Source organism: Micromonospora sp. WMMC415, assembly GCF_009707425.1.
Taxonomy (GTDB): Bacteria; Actinomycetota; Actinomycetes; order Mycobacteriales; family Micromonosporaceae; genus Micromonospora.
Map to the genome: position 1 here is coordinate 3,252,023 of NZ_CP046104.1, position 18,975 is coordinate 3,270,997.

The 18,975-nt window shown below is 72.9% G+C and carries 18 protein-coding genes; all 18 read right to left on the bottom strand.

The window, feature by feature from the left end:
• Entirely contained in the window at positions 1-483 is a 483-nt protein-coding gene (locus GKC29_RS15490; RefSeq protein WP_155331502.1) for a phage baseplate assembly protein V, read from the bottom strand.
• The gene (locus tag GKC29_RS15495; RefSeq protein ID WP_155331503.1) at positions 480-1,574 is read right to left on the bottom strand and encodes a phage late control D family protein; all 1,095 of its coding nucleotides are present in this window, start codon (positions 1,572-1,574) and stop codon (positions 480-482) included. The genes GKC29_RS15490 and GKC29_RS15495 overlap by 4 nt, the downstream gene beginning before the upstream one ends.
• Complete coding sequence (locus tag GKC29_RS15500; RefSeq protein WP_155331504.1) at positions 1,567-1,830, bottom strand: hypothetical protein; 264 nt, start codon at positions 1,828-1,830, stop codon at positions 1,567-1,569. The genes GKC29_RS15495 and GKC29_RS15500 overlap by 8 nt, the downstream gene beginning before the upstream one ends.
• Positions 1,827-2,447, bottom strand: a complete 621-nt coding sequence (locus tag GKC29_RS15505; protein WP_155331505.1) for a hypothetical protein — start codon at positions 2,445-2,447, stop codon at positions 1,827-1,829. The genes GKC29_RS15500 and GKC29_RS15505 overlap by 4 nt, the downstream gene beginning before the upstream one ends.
• Complete coding sequence (locus GKC29_RS15510; RefSeq protein WP_155331506.1) at positions 2,441-2,617, bottom strand: hypothetical protein; 177 nt, start codon at positions 2,615-2,617, stop codon at positions 2,441-2,443. Before GKC29_RS15510 ends, GKC29_RS15505 begins: the two co-directional genes overlap by 7 nt.
• Positions 2,614-4,488: an ATP-binding protein gene (locus GKC29_RS15515; RefSeq protein ID WP_155331507.1), complete on the bottom strand. Its 1,875-nt coding sequence runs from the start codon at positions 4,486-4,488 to the stop codon at positions 2,614-2,616. The genes GKC29_RS15510 and GKC29_RS15515 overlap by 4 nt, the downstream gene beginning before the upstream one ends.
• Entirely contained in the window at positions 4,485-5,684 is a 1,200-nt protein-coding gene (locus GKC29_RS15520) for a DUF4255 domain-containing protein (RefSeq protein ID WP_155331508.1), read from the bottom strand. The genes GKC29_RS15515 and GKC29_RS15520 overlap by 4 nt, the downstream gene beginning before the upstream one ends.
• On the bottom strand, positions 5,681-6,526 hold the full coding sequence (locus GKC29_RS15525; RefSeq protein ID WP_155331509.1) for a hypothetical protein: 846 nt from the start codon (positions 6,524-6,526) through the stop codon (positions 5,681-5,683). The genes GKC29_RS15520 and GKC29_RS15525 overlap by 4 nt, the downstream gene beginning before the upstream one ends.
• The gene (locus GKC29_RS15530; protein WP_155331510.1) at positions 6,523-7,164 is read right to left on the bottom strand and encodes a hypothetical protein; all 642 of its coding nucleotides are present in this window, start codon (positions 7,162-7,164) and stop codon (positions 6,523-6,525) included. Before GKC29_RS15530 ends, GKC29_RS15525 begins: the two co-directional genes overlap by 4 nt.
• Before the next feature lie 13 nt (positions 7,165-7,177).
• Complete coding sequence (locus GKC29_RS15535) at positions 7,178-7,681, bottom strand: phage tail protein (protein WP_111134925.1); 504 nt, start codon at positions 7,679-7,681, stop codon at positions 7,178-7,180.
• Between the two features lies 1 nt (position 7,682).
• Positions 7,683-9,581, bottom strand: coding sequence for a phage tail sheath subtilisin-like domain-containing protein (locus GKC29_RS15540; protein ID WP_155331511.1), 1,899 nt, complete (start codon positions 9,579-9,581; stop codon positions 7,683-7,685).
• Positions 9,582-9,824: 243 nt separating this feature from the next.
• Positions 9,825-10,508: a BTAD domain-containing putative transcriptional regulator gene (locus GKC29_RS15545; protein WP_196255621.1), complete on the bottom strand. Its 684-nt coding sequence runs from the start codon at positions 10,506-10,508 to the stop codon at positions 9,825-9,827.
• 442 nt (positions 10,509-10,950) lie between these two features.
• Positions 10,951-13,500: a hypothetical protein gene (locus GKC29_RS15550; protein WP_155331513.1), complete on the bottom strand. Its 2,550-nt coding sequence runs from the start codon at positions 13,498-13,500 to the stop codon at positions 10,951-10,953.
• A 19-nt stretch (positions 13,501-13,519) separates the two neighbouring features.
• Entirely contained in the window at positions 13,520-15,847 is a 2,328-nt protein-coding gene (locus tag GKC29_RS15555) for a tetratricopeptide repeat protein (RefSeq protein ID WP_155331514.1), read from the bottom strand.
• 77 nt (positions 15,848-15,924) lie between these two features.
• Positions 15,925-16,584, bottom strand: a complete 660-nt coding sequence (locus tag GKC29_RS15560) for a hypothetical protein (RefSeq protein ID WP_155331515.1) — start codon at positions 16,582-16,584, stop codon at positions 15,925-15,927.
• Complete coding sequence (locus GKC29_RS15565; protein WP_155331516.1) at positions 16,581-16,946, bottom strand: hypothetical protein; 366 nt, start codon at positions 16,944-16,946, stop codon at positions 16,581-16,583. Before GKC29_RS15565 ends, GKC29_RS15560 begins: the two co-directional genes overlap by 4 nt.
• 38 nt (positions 16,947-16,984) lie before the next feature.
• The gene (locus tag GKC29_RS15570) at positions 16,985-18,289 is read right to left on the bottom strand and encodes a CHAT domain-containing protein (RefSeq protein ID WP_155331517.1); all 1,305 of its coding nucleotides are present in this window, start codon (positions 18,287-18,289) and stop codon (positions 16,985-16,987) included.
• A 294-nt stretch (positions 18,290-18,583) separates the two neighbouring features.
• Positions 18,584-18,835, bottom strand: a complete 252-nt coding sequence (locus GKC29_RS15575; RefSeq protein WP_155331518.1) for a hypothetical protein — start codon at positions 18,833-18,835, stop codon at positions 18,584-18,586.
• Positions 18,836-18,975 lie beyond the last annotated feature (140 nt).

The window sequence follows — 18,975 nt, forward strand, 5'->3', positions numbered from 1 at the left end:
TCACCTCACCACCAGGGCGCCGTCGTTGATGTCGACCTGCCCGTTCTGCATGACGATGGTCGCGCCCGACCCGTTGTCGATCCGCACGCCGTCGTCATCGAGCGTGATGACCGGGCCCGCCGAGCAAGTGACGGTCAGCGCGCCCTCCTCGTCGGACAGTTCGAGCCGGTGCCCGCCCGGGGTGAGCAGCACGACCGTGTTCGGCCCGGCACCCGCCACCGCCTTGCCGGCGCTCCAGTTCGCGCCCGACCAGACCGGCTGCGCGGACAGGTCGCCGCGCGGCCACTGCACCAGCACGGCCGCGCCGACCGGGGGGACCAACGCGAAGCCGCAGCCGTCCCCCGCGTACGGCAGTGCGGGCAGGCACCAGCCGGTTGGGCCGTCCAGCAGCTCCGGGACGACCACCTTGATCCGGCACTTCTTCTCCGGGTCGTCGTTGTCGTGCACCGTGCCGGGGAACAGCCCGACGTGGGCGGCGTTCACAGCGCCACCCCCGCGGCGAGGGCGGCCAGCCCGCCGGCGCCTGCCGAGCCGCTGCCCAGCGCGTTGCGGATCAGGCCCAACGCCTGGCTGTGCCCGCCGGCGGTGATCGTGTGCCGCACCGACTTGACCAGCCACAGCCCGTCCAGCGTCGGGCCGAGCCCGGCGACGGTGATGGTGCGGCGGGCGCGGACCAGCGGCATGTCGGGGGCGGTCAGCGTGGTGGACAGCGACGCGCCGAACGCGCTGCGCTCGGCCATCGCCGTGGCGGTCGTCCGGGCGTCCAGCACGCTGATGCCGGCCGCAGCGTGGGTACGGATCAGGGTGGCCCCGCCGAGCGACCGCGGGCCCATCGCGTGCCCGGTGCCCGGGTCGCTGGCCACGTCGGTGTCGGTGGTTCCCGGGACGGCACGGGTGAGGTGCACCTCCTGACCGGCGAGCAGCTGCACCGACGCGGTGGCCCGGCCGCCGAGCTCGCCGTAGCCCAGCCGGATGGTGGTCTGCGCCGCCGCCGTCGGGTCGATCCGTTTGAACACCCCGGTGACCACTCCGCCGATCGACTCGACGTGCAGGTCGAACCCGTTGCGCCCGGCCAGGCCCCGCAGGAAGGCCCAGTCGGTGGCGCTCTGCTGCGGCGAGTAGGTGGCCGAGTCCGTCCCGGCCGGGGTGGACTCGACCTGCGCGGCCAGGCCGTACTGCGTGAACAGCGTCCGCGCGATCGTCGAGTCGGTGGTGTCCTGCCACAGCCGCTGCACGTCGCGGCGGTCCATCTCGACGCTGCGGTCCATCCCCTCCACGGTCAACGTGGACCGCCCGCCGGGCGTGAAGTTCCAGTTCGCGCTCACGCTGCGGGCGTCGATCTCGAAGCTGGCCCCGCCCCGGCCCACCCGCACGGTGAACGGGGTGGCCGGCGCGACCAGCGCGTCCAGCGAACTGTGCCACGCGCTGTTGTTGTCGGTGTCCATCGCGACGGTGACGCTGGCCTTGTCCGGGCTGCCGAGCGACTCCTCGACGCTGACGCTCTGCACCAGCTCCAGCTGGTGCGCGGTCAGCGGATTCCCGTCGACCGTGATCACGGTGCGCGTCTCAGGCATCGGGCACCGCCAGCATCGTCCCCGGCTCCTCCAGGGCGAGCGCGTCGGCGGCCGGGTTGGCGTCGGCGATCACCCACCACCGGGTGCTGTCGTTCAACGCCGCCGCCGCGAGCAGGTCGAGCCGGTCGCCGGCGCGGACGGGGTACACCACGTCGGCCCTCGGCGCGACGCTGATCCGCGGCGTCGACATCGGCCGCGTCGTGCCGTCGTCCTGCGCCACGTCCAGCTGCGGCTGGTCCGCGTACCGGCCGGTCACAGCATCAACTCCACGCCCTGGGCGATGCCGACGGTGGCACTGGCGGTGCGTACCGCCTGGTAGGCCGTCGCCAGCACGTTCGCCAGCTTCAGGTCCGGGCTGAGGTCCCGGCTGCGCAGCACGCTCAGCGACAGGTCCACGGTGGCCTGCACGGGCTGCAACATCGCGTCGAAGCCGGTCTCGTGGATGGTGCAGCTGTCCACCCGGACCGGGACGATCCGCTCCAGGCTCCAGGCGAGTACCACCAGCGGCAGCGACGGTGCGGGCACCGGCGCGGGGCCTGCACCGCCGCCGAGTGCGCCGGTGATCGCCCCGACCAGCGCGGCCAACCCGCCGCCGCCCGGCTCGAGCAGCCCTTCGATGGTCGCCAGCAGCGGTCCGATGCCGAGCGACCCGGTGATCGGCTTGTCGATCGCGTCCAGCGCGTCGAGTTCGATCTTCAACGTGTACGACTCCACCGGCGGTCCGCCCACCCGGAGCCCGGACCCGCCGGACTCACCGCGCTGCACCCGCAGTACCCGGGTCACCTCGGCCGGGTTGTACTGGAACGGCACCAGGCTCGGCACCATGCCCGCCACCGGGTCGGAGAAGGACAGCAGCATCCCGCGCATCAACATGACCTGCTCCTCGGTCCGTGGTCGGTGCCGGTGACGTGGTCCGCGACGGCTCGCGCGACGGCCGCCTCCGGCCCGTCCGGCCAGGCCCGGCCGGCCAACGCGGCCTCGATGGCGGCGCGAAGCAGACCCGGTTCGGGCGGCTGGTCGACGTTCACGTGGATGTCGGTCACCGGGGCCTCCGGGCGGTGGGTGGACGGCGGCTCTTCTCCAACTCGCGGCGGACGGCGGCGTGCAGGTGCTCGGCCCGCACCGCCGTGCCCGCGGCGATGGCGCTGACCGTGGCGGCCAGCGCGGCGGCCCGGATGGTGGCCCCGGACAGCTCCTCGCGGGCGACCGCCGCGGTGTCGACGTCGGGCAGGTGGCGGCGCCAGATCCGTTCCCGCTCGCCGTGGTCGGGCAGGTCGAACCGGACGGCGAGCCGGATCCGGCGGGCGAACGCCTCGTCCAGCGCGGACGGACGGTTGCTGGTCAGCACGACCACGCCGGCGTGCACCTCGATGCGCTGCAAGAGGTGGTCGATCTCCAGGTTGGCGTAGCGGTCCCGGGCGTCGGTGACGTCGCCTCGCTTGCCGAACAGCCCGTCCGCCTCGTCGAAGAGCAGCACCGCGCCGGCCACCGCCGCGTCGCGCAGCACGCTGTCGAGATTGCGTTGGGTCTCGCCCAGCCACTTGGTCACCACCCGGGCCAGATCGACGACCCACAGGTCACGGTCGATCGCCGCGGCGACCGCCTCGGCCGCGGCGGTCTTGCCGGTGCCGGACGGCCCGTGGAACAGCGCGATGACGGCCCGGCCCAACCGGCCGGTCAGCCCCAGCCGGTCGTGCGCGGCGGGGGAGTGGCGCGCGTGCGCGACCACGTCGCGTACCGCGGCGAGGGTCGCCGGGGGGAGGACCAGGTCGTCGAGGGTGGTCGTCGGCGGCAGCCGGCGGGCGAGCCCACCCGGGTCGTGGCGGGGTTGGGACCGCAGTGCGGCGCTCACGTCCCGGGCCGTCGCGGCCCGGCCGTCCACGGCTGCCGCCACGCGGGCCCGCTCCACCACGGCGGCTATCGCCGGCTCGGCCAGCGGCAGCCGTCCGACCAGGTCGGCCAGCTCGTCCGGGTTCACGGCGACGCCGGCCTGCCGCAGCGCGCGTCGCCAGACCTGTTCGGCCACGGCCAGCGGTGGCGCGGCCAGCTCGACGAGGTGCCAGCCGGGCGGGCCCGGCTCGTCCGCGCCGCCCAGCGCGAGAACCGTCCCGTCGGGCGGCGCGTCGCCCGGCTCGAGGAGGACCGCCGGGAGCTCGTGCCGGAGGCGCAGCAGCAGCCGGGCGACCGCCGGCGGCCGTACCCCGGGAGCCGGCGCGATGCCGAGCCGCGCTGCCACGGCGTCGCGCACCGGCGCACGATCGTCGGGCACCTCGCAGCGGACCAGCACGGGGACGCCCGCGTCGAGCAGCGCGGCGATCCGCGTCGCGGCGGCGGCGACCCGCGGCGCGACCCCGACGGGGGCGGGTGGTGCGGGGCGTTGGCCGGCGATCGCGGCGACGGTGGTGGTGGGCAGCCGGATCGGGGCGTCGGGGTCGACCAGGACGTCCAGCAGCCCGCCGCGGACCAGGGGGTGGGTGGCGCCGACGGTCAGCGGCACGGTCACGCCCACACCGGCGAGGACGTGCGCGAGCAGGCCGAGGCTCGGCCGGCGGCGGCCGGCGTCGTCGTGCACGCAGCCGCAGACGATCGCCACCTGCGGCTCGACCGCCGCCCACCAGGCCACCGCGAGTACCGCCTCGGCGGCGGCGTCGATGCCGGTGACCCGGACCAGCTCGGCGAACTCGCCCTCGGCCGGCAGCGGCAGCAGCGCGACGCGGGCGCGCGGGTCGACGACACCGACGGCGGCGACCGCGCGGGTCGCGTCGTCCAGCGTCGGGTCGGCCCACGCCTCGCGGTAGCGGCGCAGCACCTCGGCGGCTCCGGAGACGAAGAGGTGCCGCCAGGCGAGCAGCCGCGGGTCGGTCAGCGCCGAGGGTGTCCCCCGGGCGGGCGCCTCGGCCGTCGCGGTGCTCACGGCGCCACCGCCAGCTCCGTCGCCGGCCCGGCGACCGTGCCGCACCGCAGGCTCACCGGGACCGTCGCGCCGGGCGCGTCGGGCGGCAGGGCGGGCACGACGACCTGGATCGAGGTCGCCGACAGTGCCGTGTACGGCACCGCCCGCCCGGCGAAGAACGCCTGACCGCCGTCGGTGACGTGCCGCACCGTCAGCGTCGCCGTGGCGCCGGAGGCCAGCGGCGCGGCGGCGGACACGACGACCGGCACCACCGTCACCGTCGCGGACCCGGTGCCGGCCGCCAACCCGTCGGCGAGGTTGGTGACCACGAGGGGCCGGGCGCCAGGGACGAGTTCACCGTTGGGCAGGTGCACGGTGAGGCCGCCCGGTGCCGGACTGGCGGTGAGCCGCCACGGCCCGGTGCTGGGCGTGGTGGCCGGGTCGGGACGCCCGTCGGTGGGATCGTCCGGATCGCCGGGTAGCCGGCCCAACGTCACCTGGCGCTGGTCGGTCACGCCGTGCGCCCGTACGGTGAGAGCCTGGTCGAACCAGGCCACCGCCGGCCGGACGTCGTCGACGACCGGCGCGGGCGACGGTGCCACGCCGACCCGGCGGGCGCGCACCGGCGGCCCCGGCGTGTACGCCGTCAGCGCCGGCACGGTGACCAGGCTGACCTGGTAGCCGATCGACAGCCGCAGCGCGTGCGAGCCGGTGTTCCACAGCGCGGTGATCGTCTCCATCGGCACCTGCTCGATGGTTATCCGCAGGGGTTCGACCATGCCTTCCAACGCGCCCGCGACGTCGGTGACGGCGCGGTCGGGGCCGGTCGCGACCGGAGTGTCCGCGCCGAAGATCCCGTTCTCGTGCAGCGCCGACATGAGTGCGGAGAGGGCGGCGTGCACCACGTCGTCCTCGGTGCCGCTCTCGGTCAGCTCACCGGCGTCGGCGGTGAGCAGGTAGTGCAGCGTGAGCGCGAGCGGCGGGCGGCCGCGCCGGGTCCGCCAGCCGTGCTGCGGCGACTCCATGTTGGCGTACGCGGGCGCCGGCTCGATCCGGTAGAGGAACCAGTTGAGCCGGGGTCCGTCGACCGGGCGGTCGAGCGGCCCGACGCTGACCCCGACCGGAGTGGCCAGTCCCTTCAGTGCCTCGGTGGTCAGCACACGGAGCACCTCGTCCACGCCGGCCAGCACGGGCGGTCCGGGGCTGAACAGGCTCACCAGCCACCCCCTCGCCGGGCGGTGACGCCCTCTTCCAGCGCGCGGCAGCCGCTGAACGGGTCGATCTCGGTGGGTGGCGGGGCGACCTGGATCTCGATGCGTCCGATCTGTACCGGTGGCACGGGGGCGGGTTTCACCGTGTCGTGGGGCGCCGGGGCGCCGACCGGCGGCGTCGTGCGCTCCGGCGCCGGCGTGCCCGGCCTGGGTGCCGCCGGGGTCGGGGTGGGGACGGTGGGGTCGGTCGGCACCGCCGCGACCTCGGGCGTGCGGATCAGCGCGGCGGGTCGGGCCGCCGGCGGCGCCGACGCAGCGCTGCCCTCCGGTTGGTCCGGCCAGCCGGCGACATCGGGTCGGGCGGGCGCGCCGGTGGGCGACGCGGCCGGGATCCCCTCGACGTCCGCGACGGTGGGGTCGACGACCGGTGCCGGCGCCGTCGGCGGCCCACCGACCGGACGGGGCGCCGTCCGGTCGGTCGCGCCCGGAGCCGGCAACCCGGCCGGATCAGCCGGCGGAGACCGGCGTGCCGGGGACGACAGGGGTGGGGCCGGGGCCGGCGTGCCCGGGCGCGGTACGGCGGGCCGGGCCGGCGACGACGTTCCCGCCCGATGGTGGTCGTTCGGCGGCTCGGCCGGGTGATCGTTCGGGGACGCGGCCGGCGGAGACTCGCGGGACGGGCGGGGGACCGGCGGTGCCGCCGTTGACAGGTGGGGCACCGGCGGTAGGGCTACGGCCGGGAGTGCGGTCCCGGCGTCGTCCAGGTGGGCGGCGAGCGGCGAGTCGACGGTGACCGGGGGCCGGGTAGCGCGGGCGACCAGCCGCGCGACGGCCGGCGGCACGCTCACGGCGTCGTCTCCGCGACCAGGGCGGCCAGGCGGCGACGACGCTCGTCCGGCAGCGATTCGATCACCGCGAGTTCCCAGCCGTACCGGGAGGCGAGCAGGTGCACCTCCCGGTCGATGTCGACCCGTAGGCCGCTGAGCGCCCGCAGCACCAGTGCGACCACGTCGACGTCCACCTCCAGCGGCCCACCGCAGTCGCAGCACGACGAACGCAGCGGTCCGCACAGCGACCCCTCGACGCGGGCCAGGTCGTCGAGCGTGGCACCCTCGCCGACCCGGCACAGCGCGAGCAGCCGGTGCGGGTCGCCCCGGGCGGCGAGCAGGTCCGCGTAACTGGGCTCGCGTACGCCGACCCCGGGCGAGCACCAGGCGCTGCGCGGGTGGTGCTCGCCGACGTCGGCCCGGCCGAGCGGCAGGGTGGTCAGCGCGCCGCAGCCCGGGCAGGCGACGGTGAGTTCGAGCGGACGGCCCACCGCGCGCTCGTGCACGGCGAGCAGTTGCCGGTCGGCGGCGCTGGCCGGCAGGTGCGCCGGGTCGGGCTCGGGTGCGGCGGCGCGCAGCACGGCGACGGCCTGCGCGAGGAGGCCGTCGCCGTCGTCGAGCGCGGCGACCAGCCGCGCCAGACCGGGTGCCGCCGACATGACCGGGCCCGCCTCAGACACTCTGCTCGGCGGGCTCGGTGACCGACGTGTCGCGCTCCCAGCCCTCCAGCTCCAGCTTGATGCTCTGGATGGCGACCACTGCCGTGGCGGCGTCCAGCGCGGGCAGCGCTTGGTACTCGGAGACCCAGCAGCGGAACAGTTTGTAGCTGAGCACCTTCTGGTTCGCCTCGTTGAACACGTCGACGATGAGGTCCTTGCGGAAGTCCCGCAACGAGATGCCCGGCTGGCGCAGGCTGGAGACCTTGTTCGCCCAGGCTTCGAAGGCGAGGTCGTGCGTGACGCCACGTTCCAGGGTGACCGCGTCGTACGTGGTCAGGCCCGGGCTCTTGCGGTCGTGGCCGGGGTCACCGCCGACCCGGTGCGTGACCGGTGCCGTCGACCGCTTCAGCGGGGACATCTTCGACAACCCCGCCACGTACACGCCGTCCCACCGGACGCGGAACATGTGGCTCTTGTACGGGTCGAAGCGCGTGGGGTTCACGCTGAACTCGGCCATGTCACTCTCCCGCCTGGCTCAGCTGGGTGATGGTGATGATCACGAACTCGGCGGGCTTGAGCGGGGCGAACCCGACCACGACGTTGACCCGGCCGTTGTCGATCTCGGTCTGCGGGTTGACCGACGAGTCGCAGACGACGAAGAAGCTGTCCGACTCGGCGTGCTTCTCGGACTGCTGGAACGCGCCCTGCCGGAACAGCCCGCGCATGAAGCCCCCGACCGCCAGGCGCAGCTGCGCCCAGAGGTCCGGGTCGTTCGGCTCGAAGACGGCGAACTGCGTTCCCAGGTAGAGGCTGGCCGAGATGTAGTCGGTGAGCCGGCGGACCGGGACGTACTTGGAGTCGCTGGAGAGGACGTCGCTGCCGGCGAGGGTCCGGGCGCCCCACACCACCATGCCGACGCCGGGGAAGGTGCGCAGTACGTTGAGCCCGAGCGGGTTCAGCGCGCCGGAGACGTCGTCGTTGGTCGGGGCGGTGAGCCCGACCGCTCCGGCGATGCCGGCCTCCAGCCCCGCCGGGGCCTTCCACACCCCGCGCGACGCGTCGGTGCGGGCCATGATCCCGGCGACCGCGCCGCTGGGACCCCACCCGTCCGCGCCGCCGTCGACGGTGACCAGCCGGGGCCAGTAGACCGCGCCGTGGGCGCCCTGCGCCCGCAGCAGGTTCGCGGCGGTCTTCAGCTGCGCCGGGTTCAGCCCCGGCGCCGGGTCGATCACGAGGAACGCGTTCTGCCGGCGGCAGTAGTCCAGCGCCGTGTTGATCGAGGCGGTGTCCGCGGTCGTCACGCCCGGCAGGCAGAGCAGGTTGAACCGGGGAAAGTCCAACGTGTCCAGGGCGAGCAGGCCCTGGCCGGCGGTGGCCGACACGATCTCGTTCGCGCCGACGGTCGCCCCGTCGGAGCCGCCGGCCAGTGGCGCCGCCGCGGCGGCGGCCGGCCGGTACGGCGCGCTCGCACTGACCTCGACGCCGCCGCGGGCCACGCCCAGGCCGAGGTCGGCCGACGCGTCGTTCAGCCCGCTCAGCCCGACCACGACCGCACTGTCCAGGTCGCTGGTCTTGCTGGTCAGCACGAGCTTGCCGCCGGACACGCTGGCGGTCACCGGCCAGATCGAACCGGGCGCGTTGATGTGGTCACGGACCTGCGCGAGGGTGTGCGAGACGGGCGGGTCCTCGGTCGGGAAGAGGACGTAGTCGTTCGCCGGGCCCTGGTCGACCGAGAGTCGTAACGCCTTGCCGGTCACCGTGACGTTGGCGGGGCTCAGCGCCCCGGTGGACGTCCCGGCCGAGGGCGCGGGCGCCGGCGTGCCGGTGACCTGGGCGGTGACCAGGGTGCTGGCGTTGAGCACCGACACCAGGTAACGGGTGCTGGCGGGGGACATCGACAGCTCCCGCCAGACCTCCTTGACGGTCACCGTCGCGGGCCCGCCGCCGACGCCGGGCGTCCACTCGGTGAGCTCCAGGTTGAACCGGTCGGACGGGAAGTCGTCGGCCGCCTTCACCTGGGCGAAGAGGCCGGTCTGCCCGGTCGTCCCGGCGCCGCTGCCGTTGGCGTACGCCCCGCGCGAGCGGGCCGTGAGGGTCACCGTCAGCCCGTTCACGGCGGGCAGGGCCAGTGTCGCCGCGGCCGCGCCCGCCCCGAGCGCCCGGACCACGACGGCCTGGGCGCCGCCGTTGACGAAGAACTGCCCGACGGCGTGACCCATCGGCTGCGCGGTGTCCATCACGTCGCCGAACCGCCGCAGATAGTCGGCGAAGCTGGACACCGGCACGGGGGTGTCGCCCGGGCCCTTGCGGGCGGCGCCGACGAACGCGGTCAACGACGTCGACACACCGGTGATCGCGTGGCTGCCGGACGGACGTTCGAGGACGTACACGCCGGGGTATGTCGTCTGCACGCTCATGGGCGGATTCTCGCCGTCGATCGTCGTCGGCCCGTCTCCCGATCGTGGCCGGGCCGTCGCGCCCGCGTTGTCGAGCCGTCGCGCGCGCGTTGTCGGCGCGTCTCCGCTGACGCCTGCGCCGAGGTTCGAACGGACAGCCGGCACCCCGGCTCGGGACGGTACGCGGAGCCGGCGACGGCCGAACGGGCAGGAAGGATCGCCCGCGTGGTGGACCGAACTATCAGCCGGGCGGGTGCGGGTGGGTCAGCTGGCCCCTTCGGGCAGCATCTCCTGGAGCTGCCGGCTGGGCCGCAGCTGCAGCTCTTCCCACAACAGGTCGCGGAAGCGGACGTACTGGCGGACCGCCTCCGCCGTGTTGCCTTCGGCGAGGTGTGCGGCGATCACGATCCGTTGGGCGCTCTCCCGCAACTGGTCGAGGCCCACCGCGGCGAGCGCGGCCACCAGGGCGGTGGCGGTACGGCCCGCGTTGAGGTCGTTGCGCGCGAGTGCCTCCAGCGTGTGCAGGCGCACCTGGCGCAGCGACTCGCGGTGACCGTCCAACCAGTCGTACGACCACTCCGGCAGCAGGTCGCCCTCCAGGAGGCGTACCGCCTGCCGGTTCACTCTCGGCTCGCTCTCGGAGACCGCGTCGGAGAGCCGGTAGATCTCGTGCAGGTCGACCTCGGTGCCCCGGGCCAGCCCGATGTGCTGGTTCTCCTGCTCCAGCAACCCGGACACGTGCCGGTTGAGCCGCCACAGCGCCTGCCGCAGCGACGCGTGCGCGTCGCGCTCGCTGCGTTCCGGCCACAGTGTTCCGGCCAGGGTGGTCCGAGGGCGGGGTTGATCGGCGACGGCCAGGCAGCCGATCAGCCGTTGACTGCCCTCGGACAGCGCGATGAACCGTCCGTCGACCAGCACGCGGAAGCGGTGCAGTACCTCGACGCGCACGTGCCGGGCCTGAGTTGTCGACGTACCCCCCACCGGCCCTCCCGCCAGTGTCGCTGCCAAACGCCGGGCACCCGGGACACGGCCACGTGGCGTGACCAGCACGGGTGCTCGGGCTACGACCGGAGCTGAGAGACACTTCACGATCTTTCTGAGGGCATCTTGGCAGGCTCGACGGCGGGCAGGCGAGGGTGTGTAAGAAAGCCGATGCAAGCTCGCCGCCGAGGGCGGAATCGGGGCGACGTCACACCCGGGTGGAAGGACCGACGGACATGGCGAACAGCTCACCCGGCATGCCGGTCTGGGTCGCGGCGACATGTGGCCGCCGGGCCTGCCGAACCACTGGATGGTCTACTTCGCGGTCGTCGACGCCGACGAGACGGCCGGCCGTCAGTCCAGCGGTCAGCAGTGGAGTTGCCCGGTCGCGGCCGTCGCGGGTCGAGAGTCAGGACCCACTCGCCTGGGTCGGCACCACGCCGGTGGTCCGGTCGAGCTCGTCCCGGATGCGTTCGAGCGCGGCCGCCAACCGTGGAGCGGCAACGCCGAGCGCGGCGCGGTCCGCCCGGGCGTTGAGTAGTTGCGTCCACAGCACGGTCCGTCCCTGCTCCAGCAGCTCCAGCGCCCATCCCGGGTCAGCGGCGGCCAGCACACAGGCGGCGGCGTCGTTGGCGAGCGTCGGCCAGTTCGCCAGGGTCCGCTGTTGGCTGACGCGTGCCGTGCCGTGCCAGGCCAGCAGCGGCAGCAGCCGCACCGCCGTTGCGTACCCGTCCGCGACGGCCGACCACGGCTCGTGTGGGGACGAAGCTGCGAGCTGCGCCCGCTGGTAGGCGGCGAGGAGTCGGATCTCCACGGCGCCCGTCACGGTGTCTGCTGCCTCGCGCCATGCCTGTGTGGCGGCATCGGCGTCCTGTCGGCGCGCGGCGTGCCTGAACCGGAGTCGCAGGGCCAGGCCCAGGCTGTACAGGGCAGCCGCGCGTTCCGGATGGTGCGCGGGCGCTTGAGCCACGGCCTGCTCTCCGGTGCGGACCGCATCGTTCAGGTCGGCGGCCTGCCCGGTGCGCTCGAACCGCAGCTGGAGCGCCTCACAGAGATTGATCAGGGTGACCGGCCGGATGGAGTGCTGTGGCCCGACTGTACGACACGCCTCGCGGCCGAGCTTGATCGCGTCGTCCAGGTCGGAGGTCCGCCCGCGGTGTTCGAACTGGAGCCGCCGGGCGATGGAGAGGTTGCCGACATAGCCGGCGCGCTGCGGATGGCTCGGTGGGCTGGTGGTGATTGCCTCGGTGAGATACTCCAGCGCCCGGTGCAGGTCGGCGGGATCCGCGGTGAGATCGAATCTGGTCAGCAGGGCGGTGGCGGCCTGGTCGAGCATGGGTGGCCGGTCGTAGTGCCCGACCGGTGTGGCGGCGATCGCGTCGGCGCCGTTGCGGATGGCCCGGTTCAGGTCGGCAAGCTCACCGAGCCGTGCATGCCGGATCTGGTACGTGATGGCCAGATGTGACGTCCACCGGGTCCGGTCAGGATGGCCTGCGGGTACAGCCGATAGGGCGGCCTGCAGCTTGGCCAGTGCGTCGTCGAGGTCGCCCAGCGCCCCGGCCAGCTCGAATCTGGTGCGCAGCGCGATGCCGAGGTTGGCCATCGCCTTCGCCGCCTTCGAAGACGGTGCCCGCAGGAGCACCGTTGCCTCCCGGCCGGCGGTGACGGCCTCGTCGATCTCGGTCAGTGCGCCGGTGTGCATCGCGCTGAGCCGCAGGTTCGCGCAAAGATTGGCGAGCATCATTCCTCGGTGGGCCGGGGGGAGTGGGCAGGCTGCCGCCTCGCGCGCCAGGTCGACCGAGCGAGCCAGATCCTGGAGGGTGCCGCCGCACTCGAACCGGATACGCAGCCCGATGCTGAGCGCGGACACCGCCGCCGCCCGGTCCACGGGTTTGTCGGGGCTGATGATCTGCGCCGCGCCGTCGAGGAGGTTCAACGCCTCGTCGAGGTCCGCGAAGCGGCCGAGGGCCGCGAACCGGGTGATCAGAGCGGCGGCGAGATGGTACTGGTGAGTCTGCGACTCCTGGCCGTCGACACCCCCGATCAGCGCCTCCCGCCCCAAGGCGATCGCGTCGTCGAGGTCGGTGGCGCCGCCCAACAGATCTGCCCGCATGTGCAGGAGGGCCGCCAGATTGACCAGGTACGAGCCGCGGTCGCCGCGGTCGGAGTTGATGGCGGCCACTGCGTCGCGAGCCGCGTCGACCGCTGCAGCGAGGTCCGCTGCGTCGTCGGTGTGCACGTACCGTGTCCGCAGCGCGAAGCTCAGGTTGAACCACAATGCCGCACGGGCGGCGTCGTCCGGCGAAACCGCCGCGAGTGCCTGCCGGATCAGGTCGGTGGCCTCGTTGATGTCATCGAGCGACTCCTGGACCTGGATCCTGGTACACAGAGTGTTGCCCAGTTCGCACAACGCCTGAAGTCGATCGGGTGCGTGCGCCACGGCGGTCCGTCCGACGGCGATGGCGGCGTCCAGGTCCCCCGGGTCGTGGTCGCGCAGGAACCGACGGTGTAGTGCCGCGCCCAGGCTCTCGGCCAGCATGGAGCGCTGCACTGGTTGAAGGTCCGGTTCGGCGCCGACCTCGCGCAGGACGGCGATGGCGGCGTCCAGGTCGTCGGGCAGGCCGAAGAGTCTGATGCGTTCGAGTTGAATGCGGTTGAGCTGATGCCGGTACTGGGCCAACCGCGGGTCGCCACGCGTGGCCTGAGCCACGGTCGCCAGCCCGGCGTCGACCGCGGCGTCGATGTCGGCTCGCAGACCCGTGAACGTGAAACGCAACATCAGCGCGCTGCTCAGGTTCTGTAGGTGGATGGCGCGATTCGGATGGCCGTGTGCGGTGGCCGCCACGGTCTGCCGCAGCAGGCCGATGGCGTGATCCAGCGCCGTGGGGTCCGCACCTGCTTGCACCTGTCGCATGACCGCCACCGCCTCGGCGACCCGGAAGTCCCAGTAATCGGGCATCGCACCTCCTCATCGATCGTCAGCCGACGACGTCCGTCCGGGCGTGCTGTTCGAGTGCGACGCTGCATCGGTGCAGACGTGCGGCCAGATCGGGCGCCACCTGCCGTAGCGAGGTCAGATCGGTCCGGGTGTCGAGCAGCTGCGACCAGTAGATGCCGCGGCCGCACTCGAGCAGCTCGACGGTCCGATCGGGAAGGCGGGCGGCGATTGCGCAGGCGGCGCCGTCGCGGGGCAAGGAGCCGGCGTTCAGGCGCAGCAGGTCCTGCTGCTCGCGCTGGCTGAGTCCTCGCCACGCCAGCAAGGGGAGCAGCTCCACCGCCGCGGCGTAGGCCTCAACGGCCGCTGCGGGGCTCCGCTGAGCCGCGAGCAGCTGGGCCCGATGGCCCGCGGTGTTCAGGCGCACCCGCATCGGCGCGACCGGCGACCTGCTTGCCAGCTTCCACCCGCGCATCGCGTCGACCACGTCTGCCGTGGCCCCCGAGTGCTGGAACCTCAGGTGGAGCGCAGTACTGAGGTTGGACAGGAACAGGGCGTGGCTGGGGTGGTCGGTGGGGGTGTCAGTCACCGCTTTCCGACCTACGACCACCGCCTCGTTGAGGTCCGACAGGCATCGTGTGTGCTCGAACCTCGTCTGCAGCGCGAGACCGAGGTTGGAGAGGCGTTCGGTCCGGCGAGGGTGACCTGTCGGGGTGGCCGATACCGCCTCCCGACCCACGCTCACGGCTTCATTCAGGTCATCGACGGCGCCGGCGTACGCGAACCGGTTGGTCAGGGTCGCGCTGAGGTTGGACAGGTAGGTGGCGCGGACGGGGTGATCGTCGGGGGAGACTGTCACGGCCTCGCGGCCGACGAGCACCGCCTCGTCCAGATCCGCAGCAGTCCCGGCACGCTCGAAGCGTGCGCGCAGCATGGTTCCAAGGTTCGACAGGTACTTGGCCTGGTCGGGGTCGCCGCTGGGCGTGGCCCGGACCGTCTGCCGTGCGATACGGATCGCCTCCTCCAGATCCGCAGCCGAGCCGACGAGCTCGAACCGAGTGGCCAGCGCGTTGCCGAGGTCGGACAGGAAGACGGTGTGGTCGCGGTGATCGGTCGGGGTGGCGGCCACCGCCTGCCGGCCCAACCCGATGGCCTCATCCAGGTCGGCCGCGGCCCCGGTGCGGTGGAACCGGGCGAGCAGGGCTCCGCCCAGGTGGTACAGGCGCGTGGCGCGCTTCGGGTGGTGAGCGGGAGTGGCTGTTACGGCCTCCCACGCGAAGCGGATCGCCGCGTCGAGGTCGGCATCGGTCCCGGCATCTCGTTCGAATCGGACTCTCAGCGTTCGGCTGAGGTTGGCCAGGCGGCCAGCGTAGTCCGGGTGGTGCGCCGGAGTCGTCGCCACGGCCTGCCGCGCGACGTCGATCGCCTCGTCCAGGTCCGGGACGGAGCCGGTCCGCTCGGACCGGGTCCGCAGAGCACTGCCGAGGTTGGCCAGCCGCCTGGGGTGGTCGGGGTGGTGCGTGGGGGTGGTCGCTACGGCCTGCCGGGCGATGCCGATCGCCTCGTCGAGGTCCGCGATCGATCCCGTGTGACCGAACCGGGTGAGCAGCGCGCCGCCAAGGTTGGACAGGCAGACGACATGGTGCTGGTCGCCGATGGAGGCGGCCGCGGCTCGGCGGCCAACGTCAACGGCCTCGTCCAGGTCCGCCACAACACCGGTTCGCCCGAATCGATCCAGTAGCGCGTTGCCCAGGTTGGACAGCATCGCCGCGTGGGCGACGAGTTCGGCGGGGGTGGCCGCAACGGCCTGCCGCCCAAGCCGGATCGCCTCGTCGAGGTCGGGATCGGCCCCGCCGAGCTGGAACCGTAGATGCAGCGCGCTGCCGAGACAGGACAGATACCTGGCGTGGTCGTGGTGGCCGGCCGGCGTGGCGGCCACCGCGGTGGTCAGGAGCGTGACGGCGCGCTCCAGTGCCACCCGGTCGCCGCGCTGTTGCGCCTCTTCGAGGAGCGTGGCGACCTGAGCCTGAATACCCGGATCGATGCCGGTGACGCCGTCAGCCAGGTACTGGCGCACCGGTTCCGGTACCGCCTGCGGGTTCACCTCGGCGACCACGGCGAACATCTTGATCGCAGTATGCAGGTCCTCCTGACCCCGTCCGTCGCCCGAGGCCAGGTGACGACACAGATGCATCCAGGCCACCACCTCTGCTACGTGGATCGGGAGGCTGCCGTACACGCCTGCGGCGCGATCCAGCAGGCTGCGGGCTTCGGCCACCGCTTGCGTATCCAGGACCGGACCGGGATCACCCAGCCGGAAAGCGTGGATGCGCCGAATCAACGCGGCGAGGGTTGCTTCGGGTTCGGACATTCGCACCGGACCTCCTGACGACGGTCGGGGATGATCGACGCTGGGAGCGGGCACGCAGCGGATCAGCTAGCGGGGCGTCACGGGCACTTGCCCACCGCGGTGATCGTCAGAGCCGTGGTCAGGTCGGTGGCGACCTCACCCGCCGTGGTCTTCAACACGAGAACGCCACGGTTGAGCCGGACCACCGATCCGCAGACGGCGCCCGCGGAGGTGGTCACCTGCAAGGATGGCTTCTCCCGCTCCGGGCCGTACCAGGTGGCCCCCACCGCGGCGACGAGAAGGAGAGTGCAGCCGAGGGTGGCAGCGATGCCACGTCGCAGCGCGGCGGTGGAGGCGAGCGCGTCAAGGTGGTCGGCTGCCAGGACCGAGGTCAGGGCCCGGGTCGCGGTGACCGCCGGGCGGCCGTGCGCCGCCCGGATCAAGAGCAGAGCACCCACGGTGCCCGTTACCAGCGCCAAGAGGAGGAGGACGCCGACCCAGGCAGCCCAGGCCGTGGTGAGCTGGCCGACATCAGAGCGACCTTTGATCAGGCTGAACCCGATGAGCGCGGCGAGCAACGCCCCCAAGCCGTTGCGCCAGGCGGCCGCCGCGGTACGCACGCGGGCCAGTTCGGTGCGCAGCAGCCGGTCGCGCACCTGGGCGGTCCGCAGTTCGACGATGGTGGCCGGGCGAGGACCGGGGGAGAGCCGGTACCTCGGACTCGGCTGGGATGAGTCGGTCGGCGCGGTCGGGGTCATCCGTCCTGCCTCGACAGCACCAGCGTCCAGTACGCGCCGCAGCCGACGGCATCATCCGGCCGGCCAGGGTGGGATTCCTGGCAGGTGCACAGCATCGGCTCCTCGTGGTCGGCCGTGCTCCGCCCTCGGCGCCACGGCCCCGCGCCAAGCAGCCGGGACGTCCGGAAGACGCCGTCGACCACGGCGATATCGATGAGGGCGTGGCAGCGCGGGCACGGGCCGCGGAGGACGAGCGTACCCGGGTCGGGTTCGTCGACCGTGAAGGTGCGGGCGGCTGACTCGGCGTACTTCTCGTCGGTCACCTCACGGTACGGCAGCGGTTCGCCGTCCGGCGGTGGCGCGGAATCGTCATGGTCGGTCAACGGGACCACTCCGGGAAGAGGCGGCGGGCACTGTCACATCAGGGCCCGGTGTGGGTGAACGGACTCCACGCGCTGGCGGGCAGCCCTCGGACGTCGCGGAGATGGCGGAGCGCGCCGTGCAGGGCGTGGGCCGAGCGGGCCGGAGCGAAGGTGCCGTCCGACATGAGGTCGTCGTAGACCAGTTCGGCGACATCGGCGGCGGTGTCGTCGTACACCGACCACAACGTGCCGATGACCTGGCGGTAACCGGTGTAGTGCAGGGCGGCGGTCAGCGTGATGACCTCGTCGGGAAGGTCCACCCCGCCCACCGCGGTCATGCAGGCGGACAGAAAGGCGAACTCCCCGTCGTGCTGCCGGGCGCTGATCTCGGCGATGCTCAACGTGCTCCCGTCGTGCAGCCGCAGGCCGCCTTGGGACGGGTCGGCCATGTTCTGGCTTCCGTGGCAGCTGAAGTGCGCCCACCGGTGCCGGGCGAGCTCGTCCCGCACCGCCGCGGTGGCCATCGCACCTTCCAACAGCGTGGTCCGCGGGGAGAAGTGTGAGACGAGCACGTCCCGTTCGCGCTTCACCGCCGCCAGCGGCACCTCGTCGGGGGTGTCGGCGAGCGCGACCACGAGCATTCGGGCCTCCGCCGGCGGTGAACCGAGCGGACGCCGCGCCTCCAGCAATGCCCGCAGGGTCGGTGTGTAGGACGACACCACCCGGTCCAGGACGGTACGGCCCGCCGGTGTGTCCGTCGGATCGTGGTAGCCGGCGGCATGCAGCGGCATCAGGGTCAGCGGGCCGGTCGGGCACCACCACATTCGCGGCCACGCCCCGTCCGCCGGCGTCGCCACGAAACCCAGGCACGCCAGCACCGGTTCGGCGATCTGATCCCACAACCATCGCAGGGTGGTGGTGAGCGTCCTGTCACGCTCGCCGGCGGCGCGCTGCCACGACTGCTTGGCGGCGGTGTACCGACGGATGGAGTCCAGCGACCGGTCGCCGTCGTCGTAGCGCCGCCGCGCCTGATGGAGGATGTAGGTAGCCTGATCCACCTCCTGCAGTACCCGCAGATACTCGTTCGTCTGACCGACCACCGCACGAAGTGTCAGGCTCGGAAGGTTCACGACCTCGACGCCGCTCGTTCGTACCACCAGGGCGTCACAGCGCCACCGGCTGACGTTGACGATCACGACGGGACCGTCCGCCGCGGCCGGCAACAGCATCTCCAGCCGGGGCGGCCTCAAGAAATCCTTGAAGTCGTCGAGCTTGCGGACCTCCTCGACGAGCTCATCCCATTCCCGGGCCAGTGCCATACGTCGGTCGATCGTCCGGGAAACCTCGCCTGCGGTCTCGGGCATCACGGCAAGTACCAACCTCCATACTCGTCGTACCGCAACTTACGCACCGTGTCCGTCCCATGGTTGCGGGCGCCCGGGCGAGGCTGCCGTCCGAGTTGGAAATCCGACAGCTCCCGGCAGCGGTGCGAGTGAGCCGGCGGTGAGCACGGTGGCGCTGGTCAGGGCCCGGACGTGACGTCGCACGCGGGGCAGCCGGCCGCTCGCGGACTCAGCGACAGCGATCAGATCCTCGTCGACCCCGCCGGGGACGTCCGCGGCCGCACGGGGAGCCGGCTACGCCTACCCGAGCTACCCCTACGTTGATCGGTAGCCGTGAAAGTCGTACCGGTAGCGGCCGTCGCCGTCCGGGGCCGGCCGCCCGGTGGTGTTGTCGACCCGCAGCACGTACACCATCGAGCGTCCCGCCGACTCGGCCTTGGTCATCGACGAGCCAGGCGCGGCCGGACCGCGAAGCTCTTCCACATGTACGGGCGACAGTTCACGCTGCACACGGCGGGTGCCGTCGAGCGGACCGTCGTGGAACTCGGCAACGACAGGTCGGTCCATGAGTCGAGTCTGTCAGGCGCGCGCGGTGGGAGGTCGAACTCGGGCCGGGACGACGGGGATGTTTCCGGACGTCGGGGCCGAATAGCCGCTGGTCGGCGACGCTACCCGGCCGTGGTGTCGAAATGTCCCTGCGAGCGGGG